The organism is Allobaculum sp. (genome assembly GCF_047010065.1).
In the GTDB taxonomy this organism is placed as follows: domain Bacteria; phylum Bacillota_I; class Bacilli_A; order Erysipelotrichales; family Erysipelotrichaceae; genus Allobaculum; species Allobaculum fili.
Map to the genome: position 1 here is coordinate 1 of NZ_JBKXLD010000073.1, position 11,480 is coordinate 11,480.

Annotated in this window: 12 protein-coding genes; 10 read left to right on the forward strand and 2 right to left on the reverse strand. The window is 45.8% G+C overall.

The features are described from left to right. The 9 genes from ACLUYS_RS07185 to ACLUYS_RS07225 all read left to right on the forward strand — a co-directional run. Positions 1-1,420 (forward strand): helicase-related protein (locus ACLUYS_RS07185; RefSeq protein ID WP_412659475.1); only part of this gene is annotated, 1,420 nt, incomplete at its 5' end. A gap of 22 nt (positions 1,421-1,442) precedes the next feature. After that, a complete protein-coding gene (locus ACLUYS_RS07190) occupies positions 1,443-2,672 on the forward strand; it encodes an ATP-binding protein (RefSeq protein ID WP_412659476.1) in 1,230 nt (409 codons plus the stop codon). Next, positions 2,659-4,386 (forward strand): DUF2201 family putative metallopeptidase, encoded by a 1,728-nt coding sequence (locus ACLUYS_RS07195; protein WP_288820740.1) that lies wholly within the window; start codon positions 2,659-2,661, stop codon positions 4,384-4,386. Before ACLUYS_RS07190 ends, ACLUYS_RS07195 begins: the two co-directional genes overlap by 14 nt. 295 nt (positions 4,387-4,681) lie before the next feature. Further along, entirely contained in the window at positions 4,682-5,200 is a 519-nt protein-coding gene (locus ACLUYS_RS07200) for a TRAP transporter TatT component family protein (RefSeq protein WP_230267976.1), read from the forward strand. Positions 5,201-5,390: 190 nt separating this feature from the next. After that, a complete protein-coding gene (locus tag ACLUYS_RS07205; RefSeq protein ID WP_412659482.1) occupies positions 5,391-5,642 on the forward strand; it encodes a DUF6353 family protein in 252 nt (83 codons plus the stop codon). 13 nt (positions 5,643-5,655) lie between these two features. Further along, entirely contained in the window at positions 5,656-6,288 is a 633-nt protein-coding gene (locus ACLUYS_RS07210; protein ID WP_412659477.1) for a hypothetical protein, read from the forward strand. Positions 6,289-6,310: 22 nt separating this feature from the next. Beyond that, the gene (locus tag ACLUYS_RS07215; protein ID WP_230267973.1) at positions 6,311-6,829 is read left to right on the forward strand and encodes a hypothetical protein; all 519 of its coding nucleotides are present in this window, start codon (positions 6,311-6,313) and stop codon (positions 6,827-6,829) included. 238 nt (positions 6,830-7,067) lie between these two features. After that, positions 7,068-8,048: a restriction endonuclease subunit M gene (locus ACLUYS_RS07220; RefSeq protein WP_412659478.1), complete on the forward strand. Its 981-nt coding sequence runs from the start codon at positions 7,068-7,070 to the stop codon at positions 8,046-8,048. Between the two features lie 196 nt (positions 8,049-8,244). Continuing rightward, the gene (locus tag ACLUYS_RS07225) at positions 8,245-8,559 is read left to right on the forward strand and encodes an SH3 domain-containing protein (protein WP_412659479.1); all 315 of its coding nucleotides are present in this window, start codon (positions 8,245-8,247) and stop codon (positions 8,557-8,559) included. Positions 8,560-9,011: 452 nt separating this feature from the next. Here ACLUYS_RS07225 and ACLUYS_RS07230 read toward each other — a convergent pair whose 3' ends face one another. Beyond that, positions 9,012-9,713, reverse strand: coding sequence for a hypothetical protein (locus ACLUYS_RS07230; protein ID WP_412659480.1), 702 nt, complete (start codon positions 9,711-9,713; stop codon positions 9,012-9,014). Between the two features lie 551 nt (positions 9,714-10,264). Between ACLUYS_RS07230 and tnpB the strand changes: the two genes are divergently transcribed. Next, positions 10,265-10,615, forward strand: a complete 351-nt coding sequence (gene tnpB / locus ACLUYS_RS07235) for an IS66 family insertion sequence element accessory protein TnpB (RefSeq protein WP_230267969.1) — start codon at positions 10,265-10,267, stop codon at positions 10,613-10,615. A 45-nt stretch (positions 10,616-10,660) separates the two neighbouring features. Here the strand turns inward: tnpB and ACLUYS_RS07240 are convergent, their stop codons facing one another. Then, a complete protein-coding gene (locus ACLUYS_RS07240) occupies positions 10,661-11,263 on the reverse strand; it encodes a hypothetical protein (protein WP_412659481.1) in 603 nt (200 codons plus the stop codon). Positions 11,264-11,480 lie beyond the last annotated feature (217 nt).

Genomic DNA, 11,480 nt, shown 5'->3' on the forward strand with positions numbered 1-11,480 from the left:
GGTCAAAAAGACGTCTTCTCAGGAAGCGTATCTGGATGTACTGGCAGATCGTACAGAACAGGTTCGTATGCATCTGGTAAAGATGAAAGACGATAATCTTCTCAAAATCACCAATGACGGACGTCGCTGTGCCCTCGATCTGCGTCTGCTCGACATCGATATTCCCAAAGAAGAAATCGCCCAGTCGAAAATCTCCGCATGCGCCGATCAGATCGCAAAAATCGCGGAACAGTATCCGGACCGGGCACAGATTGTGTTCTCGGACATCGGAACCCCGAAAAAGGAATTCAACGTCTACGACGAACTGAAAAAACAGCTGATCGATCGCGGCTTTAAACCGGAAGAAGTAGCCTTTATTCACGATGCGCCAACCGAAGCGGCACGCAAAAAGCTGTTTGCGGCTGTAAACAAAGCCAAAATCAAAGTCATTATCGGCTCAACGGAAAAGCTTGGAACCGGCGTAAATATTCAGGAGCGGCTGGTGGCTCTCCATCATCTTTCCGTGCCCTGGAGACCGGCGGACATGGTGCAAAGAGAAGGCCGTATTATTCGACAGGGAAATACCTCGCCGGAAGTCTTCATCTGCCGGTATATCACCGAAGGCACCTTTGACTCGTACAGCTGGCAGCTTCTCGAAAACAAGCAGCGCTTTATCGGATCCTTCCTGTCCGGCTCTTCCAAAAGCCGCGACATGGACGATATTGCGGATACGGTACTGAGCTACGCGGAACTGAAAGCTCTGGCGATTGGCAATCCGCTTATCAAGGAACGCGTGGAAACCGCGAACCGTCTGGAAAAAACTAAGGCGCTCTCCCGTCAGAGACAGCGCCAGCTGCAAAACCTTCAGGCGGAAGTGGATCAGGTGCCAGAAAAGATCAAGATGGAACAAAACGCCATTCGACGCATGAAACGGGATATCAAACTGTATCAGGAAAAGAATCGCCCCATGACACGACAGGAGCGTCACGAGTTAGGCGATGAGCTTCTTAGCAAGCTTCGCGCCTTTTCCAATAACTGGTACTACACCTCTTTTCCTAGACAGATTGGCTACTACAAAGGGTTTTTAATCGTTCGAAACCCAAGCCATTCCAGCGACTATGATCCGGGAGCCTTTGAACTGACGCTGTATGGCCACTACAAGACGTATGGTTACGATCTGAAAGTCAAACCGTCGAACGGAGCCGGTCTGCTGCAGAGTCTGGACTATGCGCTTTCGCATCTGTCCGATCGAATTACCGAATCGGAACAGGCGATTGTGCGCTATAACGAAAACGCGGAAAACGGAAACCTGGAGCTGGCGAAAGGCAACCCGCACGAAGCCAGAATTGAAAAGCTCGAAGAAAAACTGGCCCGTATCGATGCCGTTCTGGAAGAAGAAGCTCAGGCAAAAGAAGAGGCCAGAAAGGCGGCATACAGCTGATTGCAGAAGCAGGCTGGCTGAAATGCCGGCAACGAAAGTGCCGATTCTGCGCGATCAGAACGAACAGGTAAACCAGACGGTGAACCAGAGTGAAGCACAACCTTATACGCAAAGAAATAGAAATGGAGAGGATCGACGCATGGCTGTAAAACTCGATAACAAATCCAGCGGAATGCCAGCGCTCTATACCGGCGAGCTGGTGGAGCGGCTGAGCGATCTTTACATTCGCGCAATTGAACTGGGAATGCCCCTGCATACCGTTCCTGCGGTCTTTCTCTGGGGAAAGCCGGGTATCGGTAAATCCGAGGGCGTAAGACAGGCAGCCCAGCGTGTGGAAAAACTGACCGGCAAGCGTGTTGTTGTTACGGATGTTCGTCTTCTTCTCTTTTCTCCAATCGATCTGCGCGGTATTCCAGTCGCCGATGCGGCCAGCGAAAGCGCCCTCTGGCTTAAGCCGAAAATCTTTGCGATGGATCCGTCGGAAGATGTCGTTAACATTTTGCTTCTCGATGAGCTCACCGCCGCTCCGCAGTCCATGCAGGCGGCAGCGTATCAGATGTGTCTGGACCGTAAAGTAGGGGAGCATCAGCTGCCCGACAACTGTCTGGTCATTGCAGCCGGCAACCGGACAACGGATCGCTCCGTCGCTTTTCAGATGCCAAAAGCGCTCTGCTCGCGTCTTCTCCATTTCCAGGTCGAACCAAGCGTACGCGACTGGAAGAAATGGGCAGAAGCCAATCAAATCGATTCCCGTATTATTGGCTTTCTGGAACAGGACCAGACTCGGCTTTGCGCTGATCCAGGCATTAATGACATCGCTTATCCATCCCCGCGTACCTGGACTTTTGTCAGCCAGCTGCTGTCTCTATATCCGTCCGAGCCGCCAAAGAAGATGGTGGCACTCATTGCTTCCGCAATTGGACTCGATACAGCTGTGGAATTCCTTTCGTATTGTGAGGGGCTTGGACTGAACATTTCTCTGGAGGCGATTTTAAAAGGCGAATGCCGCACGTATCCCAAAACGTCCGGTCATCTTTTTTCGCTCTGCCAGTCCCTGAAAAAGCAGCTGGAAAGCCGGAAAACATCGCTAAAAGTAACGCAGGCGGATAATCTGGCTGCGTATGTATCGCATTTTCCGCCTGATTTTGCCCAGTCCATGTTCAACGATCTGCTTCAGATTCATTCGACGAAAAAGCCGATGATCAGTTCCGCTTACTACAAGGAATGGAAAAAGAAGTATGGAAACAGCTGATCGCGAAGCCCTGAAAAAGCAGCGGATGCGCGTCTCGCGCCGTCTGACGCTGGCCAGGAGGTCTTTGTTAGGGAAAACTCCGTTTTATGGCCGACTGCTTCTGCGAACGCCTTTTGCCTTTGCTCCCTGCAAAACCGCTATGACCAACATGGAACAGATTCTCTTTGACCCGGAATTCGTCGATGAAATCGATGATGAACAGCTCGAATTCGTTTTGCTTCATGAAATTCTGCACTGTGCGCTCGGTCATCCGCTGCGGGCAGGAACGATGAATTTTGATCTGTTTCAAATTGCCTGCGATATCGTTGTGAACTCCGTAGCGCTTGAAGAGCTCCATCTCCACACCATTCTGTTCGAAAATCAGCCGGTGATGTGCATCGCGCCAGACGGTCTTCCTGGACGCGTCCATACCGCGGAAGAAGTGTATAAACAGCTGCTCGATCAGCTTCCAAAGGATTTCGATTCGCAAAGTTCTTCGGACAGCGGTTTGACTCCCGAAGACGAAGATTCACAAACTGAACAGACGGGGCGGGCAGGGAAGTCGGATAACGAAGAAAGCCAGAAGGGTACTTCCGACGAAATGGACCAGACGATAGACCGTAATAATCAGACGGAAGATGATCAGCCGGAAGACGATCAAGCGGTCCAAAACGAATCCAGACCAGAGGAAAACAGCTCCTCAAAAGAGGAGTCAGAAGAAGACGAAGAAGATTCCTCTTCTGATCCAAAACAAAACGTATCCTCCAGCATTCTATCGGTTCGAAAACCGAATCTGGGCAACAGAAAAGAATCCAATCTTCAAAATTCAAATCCAGAGCTTTCGAATTCTTCGCGTAAATCCGAAATTCAGGAAGAGCTGGAAGAAGAGGAACCGTCTGCTCTGCAGCCATTTCAGCACAACACACCCGAAATCCCGTCTGAGGTTGAATCGACTACCAGAAAGCCCGTAATGCATCAGAACGACCCGTTCATGGAAGTATTCGATCATCCCGCAGTGGATTCTCATGATGCCTGGAAAGAAATTGAAGACTTCTCTTCACTCGAAATTCAGTGGTCAAAAGCTATTGAAGAAGAAGCGGAATGGGCCAGACAGACCGGCTCTCTGCCTGGAACCATGGAACGCTACATTAAAGCTCTGGAAGACGAAGGAAAGGTAGACTGGCTGACGATTCTCAGTCAGCTTTTCCATCACAATATTGCGGACTATTCCTTTTCCAGACCCGATCGGCGGATGAAGGGACCGGCGATTCTGCCCGGCTATTTAGACGATCTGAGCGGAAATGCGGTCGAAAACATCTGGGTTGTGGTCGATGTCAGCGGTTCCGTCTTCGAATGGGAACTGGAAGAATTCATTAATGAGATTCGATCCATGATCCAGCAGATTGACTCCGTCGAAGGGTACATTTCGTTTTTCGATATCTTTCTTTCACGCCCGATCCCGTTTTCGAAATACGAAGATATCGAATTTCTATCCGTCCGGGGCGGCGGGGGAACGAGCTTTGAGCCGATCTTTGATCGGATGAATGAACTGTTTGAGCAGCTTCCGGCAATGATTCTGATCTTTACGGACGGCTACGCACAGTTTCCTCCCGAAGAGATGGCTCAGGGCATCCCCGTAGTCTGGCTGATTACATCGCCAACGATCGAAGCACCCTGGGGCTATACGCTGCATCTGGATCTTCCGCAAACACAGGCGCTTCTGGATGCGCTTTAGATCAGCTCATTCGCGATTCACAGCGGGACGACAGCGTATGTCACTTTGTGAATCGCTTTTTTAGTCTGTGATTTTATGAACAAATTCACTATTATATATATATATATATATAATATTATTCAATATATACAGTGAAGCTTGGCATTGGAGTACTGGCGGAAAAAGAGGGAAAAAGAGGCCGTATCAAACAGGGAAGAAAATGGGTAAGCTTTATTTGACGTCGATCAGACGTTTTTACCGGAATTTTGGACAGTATGATGGGTACATCCATAAACCCGAACTAAAGGAGGCTGCAATGAGTCAGGAGTATTTTGAGTATCTGGCTGGTTCAGTTCTGAATCGACAGCTTCCGGAACGTGTTTATTCCAGGCTGTTTCTTTATCTGAACGACAAAAAGTTCGATAAGTATCTGATCGACCGAGATCGAAACCGGGCTCAGGACGGGATCTATTTACGATATTTATTCAATGGAGATTTATCAGATTATCCCGATGAAGACTGCTCAATTCTGGAAATGCTCATTGGAGTCGCCAAAAGGACTGAAAATGTACTGTACGACTGGGAAGCTGGAGACCGGACACCGACGTGGTTCTGGATGATGCTCGATAATCTTGGACTTTCCAGTATGGATAATTCTGGATTCGATCCATGTATTGCGGATGAGAAGATTGAACGGATGATGAACCGTGCGTATGAACCTAATGGCGCAAACGGAGCACTGTTTGTGGTAAGCCATCCATCTGAAGACTTCAGAACAATGGAAATCTTCTTTCAGATGAATGCATTCGTCTGTGAAGTATCGGGCTACGAGTAAAGCAAGGCAGCTGGTCAAACATGCATAAGAGGATGAAACAGTCGTAAAGTCTATCCAATATTATGTTACAAGCCGTAAAAAGACGACTTTTTCCTGAAATCTGAACCTGAAAATAGCTTTATATAAAGGATATATCCGTAAGTTACATAATCCGGATTTTGACAAAGATCCATTCTTGGTTGAGCAATGGTTGAAGGTCAAAACATCGGTGCTGAACAACAAACTTCACCGAGACGGATTCCTATTCCTCAACACGGTATATCGAGAACTTGGCTTTGACGAAACGAAGGCCGGCCAGGTTGTTGGTTGGATCGACAATAAAAAAGACGGAGGAAAAGACTGTTATGTCGATCTCCGACCAACGGAATTCGGAGATGGGTTCCTGATCGATCCGAATGTTGATGGGGAAATCATTGAAAACGTACGAATGCGAACAATTTAATATAAGGAGAGATATGAACAAAGTTACTTCATTTCTACTGGGTTTGCTGGCAGGAGGTACGATCAGCTATTGGCTGACAAATTACTTTATGAAAGATAAATATAGTAAGATTGCCAGTGAGCAGGTTAACGAGGTCATTCAGTATTACGAAGGTTCTAACGAACCGGAAGAAACGGAGATTACAACCGATCTGCAGGAGAATAGTCAGTCCGATGAGGTTGTGTCATTGGAACCGAACGAAACAAAAACAAAAGCTCAGGTCGTTGACTATTCACCCAAGAGCAAACAAGTGACGGAGATGCCTAAAACACAACCTCCCGAAAACGACCAAAGCGTTCCACATCGGGTGGAGATCCGGGATATTATTGCGGATGACTATAGGGATGATGCGCCCATCTATGAGGAGATCAAGATCACCACCGATGAGGTCTTCATCGATGAGGATGATTTCATCATTGATAGGGACTTCGCGAATGAGTTGTTCGGAAAAGATAATCTGGATGCGTTCCTTCAGGACTGTATGGATGCTTCCATGTATATCCGGAATCCCGATCTTGGCCAAAACTTCGCCATCGGGAAGATTATGGAATCATATGATGAGTATGCTGACCATATTCCTGAGTCGAAGCGGTATCAGAATCAATAAATCCTGAGTTGAAGGAGGACTATTGAGTCAGGAGTATTTTCAGTATTTGGTTGGTTTAGTTCCGAATCGGTTGCATCTGGAACGGGACTATTCCAACCTATTCTTTTATTTACAGAACAAAAAGTTCGATAGATTTCCGATTGAACGAGATCGCAACCGCGCCCAAGATGGTATTTATTTACGATATTTATTTAATGGAGATTTATCGGACTATCCAGATGAGGACTGTTCTGTTCTGGAGCTGCTCATCGGAGTAGCACAGAAAACCGAAAGTCGATTGTATGACTGGGAGGCCGGAGACCAGACTCCAACTTGGTTCTGGATGATGCTTAACAACCTCGGTCTTGCCGATATGGACAACTCTGTTTTTAATCCGTTCGATGTGGATCAGAAAATCGAGCGAATGATGAACCGTGACTACGAACCCAACGGAGAGAACGGAGCCCTGTTTGTCGTGAACAATCCATACGAAGACTTCAGAAATCTGGAAATATGTTCGCAAATGAATGCGTTTGTTTGCGAAGTATTTGGTTATCAATAGGTAAAAAGAGTTATCAGGATGGTATCGCTAAACAAATTCGGACATCTTTTATATCAACGGGACTGATAAACCAATCTTCATATTGTTGCTGCTAACGCATCTTCCTAAGGTCGATCAGCACTCAACCACCCTGCCAACACGGACGGCTATAGGTTCTAGGATTAAGAACTTATAGCCGCTAATTCCTTTATAATGGGTACTAACTACAAATCATATTCTGAAGGAGGAAATGCTGCTGATGAAAGGAATCATTGAGTTTCGAAAATACCCTCTCGAAATAATCCTTGAAAAGCTGTTGATCGATAAGACAACAGGCAAGCGGATCATATGGGCTACGGATGGTTACAGTGAGTACGGAGACAAGTACTGTGATCGTTTTGAAATCACTCCTGGTGCACTAGCTGGAATCAATCCTGTCCTCATTCAGCCAAGAGCATTTAAAGCACTCGAAACTCAGCAGCAGCGAACCAAATCCAAAGCAGAAGTTTTCACCCCGTCCTGGATTGTTAACAAAATGGTTAACCACCTTGATGAAGAATGGTTCGGAAGTCCTGACGTATTCAATATTGAAAAAGATCAAACCTGGGAGACAAAAACCGAAATGATCGATTTCAAAGGTAAGAAGTGGAAAGACTACGTTGACCGATCAGTTCTTGAAATCACCTGTGGCGAAGCACCATTCATTGTATCCCGATACAACGCTTCAACCGGACAGATCATTCCTGTTGAAGAACGAATCGGGATTTTTGATCGAAAGCTGCGGGTTGTTACGGAGAACACAGACAATGAAGAAGACTGGATCAAGTGGGCGACGCGTGCCTATGAAAGTGTGTACGGCTATGAGTACCAGGGCGACAATTTACTCATTGGCCGCATCAACCTGCTCATGACATTTGTTGATTACTACCAAAGCGTTTGGAACAAAGAAGCCGATAAAGATCTTCTTACTGCCATCACAAACATCATCACTTGGAATTTCTGGCAAATGGACGGATTGAACGGAACTGTCCCATTGGGTGTTCCGCAGCCAGTCTTTGAGCAGATGACCCTTTTCGATATTGAAGACAAACCAGAAGAAAAAGCTCCACTTTGTAAAGTACGAAAGTGGAGAGCGAAAAAAACGATTCGATACAAAGAGATTGAAAGGAAAGAAGGAATAGATATGGCCAAAAAAAAGTGGGACATCGTGCTGGGAAACCCTCCTTTTATACTTGACTGACAGCAATAAGGCAGCTGGCAAGGTTAAGTACAAAAGCCGGGCCTCCCCCTGCCGGATCGAGAAAGATCGCAGAGAACCTCGCCCAGGTCAAGGGCCGCTTCGCTTAAACCCTTGACCTGACCGAGAACCTCTGCAGGATTACAGATAACCGGCAGGGGGAGGCCCTACATCTGTTTCGTTCACAGAACACTTGAGGTTGGCGTATTTTGTCCTGCTGACCGGAGATGCCAGCTGCAACTTTTCAATTGATCAAACTGCAATTTTTCAGTTGACACCAGCAAGGGTTACTGTTGATGCAATCAAGATTAGAGAAGCACCTTCTGTTGCCGGCAAGGATACCGGGCTGACCTACAACAAAGGCATGAGTGTCAATTATGATGGCTATGTCATCCGTGAAGGTTATGTCTGGATCTCCTGGATCTCTGCAACAACTCACGCCAGACGCTGGATGGCTTGCGGCAAAGCAAATTCTGCTGGAAGAAACTTTGAGCCCTGGGGAACATTTCACTAGACAATATGAAAGCCCATCAGGTATGGCAGGAATTGATCCTGTCTGCCTGATGGGCTTATTTTACTGTGAGCGCTCTAAGCGATGTCCAAATACATCAGGGCTCAATTGTTTGTAGGTATCTGCATTATTTAAGCTTTCGGAAAGATTTCACTATAATATCCGACAATATAGCCGCTGGTATAATGCACGCTAAGGAGCTGATCCAGTCATGGTGACTTAAAAAATACAAAAGAGCTATCGCTACTCCGACAACTGCAGCAACAATCAAACACAACCCCCATTTGTTAGTTGATTTTACACATACAGATAAAGCTAACGTCAGGGCTGTTAAGATTATAGCGATCCCACTATTTGGAAATCCATTGGCAAGAAGCAGGAAACCAGTCGCTAAGATGAGTAGAGAGACAAAAGTTTGTTTAATCTTTTTGTTCGACATAATCGTTATGATGATGTTAATATACATCAAAACTATCGAATTCCCCAGTCTGCGAACCAAGATACGTCCATCCACCAGAAGAATTACGAACATAAGTACCTACCACATACTCACAATGATAACCGATGAATCCACCCGAAGATTTCTCCGTCATCTCATACCAATGTCGCGTTGTGACAATTTTCGTCTCTACAGGTGCAGCATTTGCTGCGAAGATCATAGAGGCTATGCCAGTGATTGTTGAACCAGGTAAACCTAGATATCCAAGCGTACCAGAAACCGCAGCTAGGATAGTTGAATATGTGTTGTTTTGCGGAGTGAGGTAATCGGTTGAAGAGACAGCCTTCATATACCTGTAGTTATACCCTGCTACCCGTCCATAGAAGCGTCCATCATTCGCTCTTAGCTCTCCTTTTACTGCTTGAAGGAGAAGTTCATAAGAACCAGTTTGGTTGAATGTCTGGGTTACTCCATCTTCTGTAATAGTCAGGAGTACATTATTGTTTTCGAATGTTTCACGATTGACGAAAATTGTATCTCCGTTGACATTAACTTCGATCGACTCGACGATGGAATTTTCTGTTAGTGAAACTGAATAGCTATCAGCTTTTTCTTCGGTGATAGAATAATCGTTTGCAGAAATCGGAATTCCTCCGATCACCCCAAGAATCAGCGACGAAGATAAAGCAGAGGAAAAAATCTTTCTTTTGAATTTCATACCTTTCTCCTTTCGATTCTATGAAGCAAGTACGCTAGCTGTTAACAATTTATCGCAATTTGCGTTCGGGTAATATTGAATTAGCTTTTGACCTCGCATATTTTTAACAGAACTATTATTGATTTGAGAATAGCACAATATTGAGTGGCGGTGAATCGGATTTAGGTAATATTTAGAAAGTGTTTACTATTTGTTCTTTAATTACGCTCGGTCTTGATTTGTAAGCGTCAATTCATTGACATCTTAAATTAACAGGCCCTCCTTGAGAAACTATTGCCAAGGAGGGCCTGTTTTTATGACCAGATATACAACTTACCAGAAATGGAAACCATTGATTGATGAATTCAGAGAGTCTCACTGCGGCTCCGTTTTGAGCTTTTGCCAAATGAAGCAGATCAGCTACAACAGCTTTCGATCTGTTCTGCGCAGCGAGAAGTTTGGACTCATCAAGCCTCCGCCTGGTGCATCACCCCAGCCACATCTGAATCGGTCAGCACGTTCCGATCAGCACATCACGTTTTACAAAGTCGTCATCAGAAAGGACTAAAACCATGAATCTCTCATTTGATATATCCGGCATCTATATTGCCAAAGAGCCGATTGATTTTCGAAAAGGCATCAACACACTTTGTCAGTACGCAGCTGATCAGTTTGGCATTAATCCATGCGATCAGTCGCTGTACATCTTCACCAACCGTCATAAAGACCGGATCAAGTGCCTGTTTTACGACGGCACAGGTTTCTGGATGTTCTCTAAAATCCTCAACGAAGGGCATTTTGACTGGCGTATGGAAGGAGATGGCATGGTTTCTGTTACAGAGCAGCAGCTGATGTGGCTGCTGAACGGGCTATGTGTCGACACAGGAACAGTATTTAAAAAATCTTATCCTATATATATTTAAGCGTTTCACTGTTATTTATCAGTTTATAGCGCTTATTATAAAAGGTTATTCTCGGGCAGATCGTTGGATGAAGATATCGGTTTTTCCTATACTTAAAGCATGAATGTCCAACTCGATTCCCTGATTTATGCCGATGACCTTGATACCAGTGAGCTGAATCAGCTGCTCAACAGCCTGACAGAAGAAGAACTTCGGTCCAATACCGAAGATCTGATCTATCTGATCCGGCAAATTCTCAGCAAGAAACGCCGTCTTACCAACATGATTTACGACTCTTCGACTGAACAGATCCCCCTCTTTGAGACAGAACCAACAGAGCAGGAAAAGCTGGAGAAGCAGGCTGCCGAAGAAGAAGCGGAGCAATACACTGTCATTCAGGAGCATATCCGCAAGAAGAGAAAAAGCAGACGGGAGTCGATTGATCAGCTCCCAGTCAGAGAAAAGGATGTTTATCCTGATGATCCCCGATTTCTGGAAATCAAAGACCAGTGCCGAGAACTTGCTCCGACAATCTGTGAAGAAATTGGATACCAGTGCGCAGAGATTTATAACAGCAGAACCATTATTCATCACTTCGCCTGGACAGACGAAAACGGTGATACTGTGATTTTCAGCGGGGATAATCCCAATCCTAAGCTGATCCCGCACAGCTACATTTCACCATCTCTTCTGGCTCATATTACCTGCATGAAAACCATTCTCGGTCTTCCGCTGTACAGGCTGGAGAAGAATTTTAATTACCAGGAGATTCCGTTTTCCAGGCAGAATCTGTATATACCCCTATAAACTGTACCCCAGAAAGTGGACAATTTTTTTTAGAGTCAACCTATTCCAAGGACACCCGATTAGCAGCGACCCCAACTAC

Excerpts from the sequence above, each read along its gene's own strand:
- ACLUYS_RS07190 (WP_412659476.1), top strand. The coding sequence starts at position 1,443 with ATGCCGGCAACGAAAGTGCCGATTCTGCGCGATCAGAACGAACAGGTA.
- ACLUYS_RS07195 (WP_288820740.1), top strand. The coding sequence starts at position 2,659 with ATGGAAACAGCTGATCGCGAAGCCCTGAAAAAGCAGCGGATGCGCGTC.
- ACLUYS_RS07200 (WP_230267976.1), top strand. The coding sequence starts at position 4,682 with ATGAGTCAGGAGTATTTTGAGTATCTGGCTGGTTCAGTTCTGAATCGA.
- ACLUYS_RS07210 (WP_412659477.1), top strand. The coding sequence starts at position 5,656 with ATGAACAAAGTTACTTCATTTCTACTGGGTTTGCTGGCAGGAGGTACG.
- ACLUYS_RS07220 (WP_412659478.1), top strand. The coding sequence starts at position 7,068 with ATGAAAGGAATCATTGAGTTTCGAAAATACCCTCTCGAAATAATCCTT.
- ACLUYS_RS07230 (WP_412659480.1), bottom strand. The coding sequence starts at position 9,713 with ATGAAATTCAAAAGAAAGATTTTTTCCTCTGCTTTATCTTCGTCGCTG.
- tnpB (WP_230267969.1), top strand. The coding sequence starts at position 10,265 with ATGAATCTCTCATTTGATATATCCGGCATCTATATTGCCAAAGAGCCG.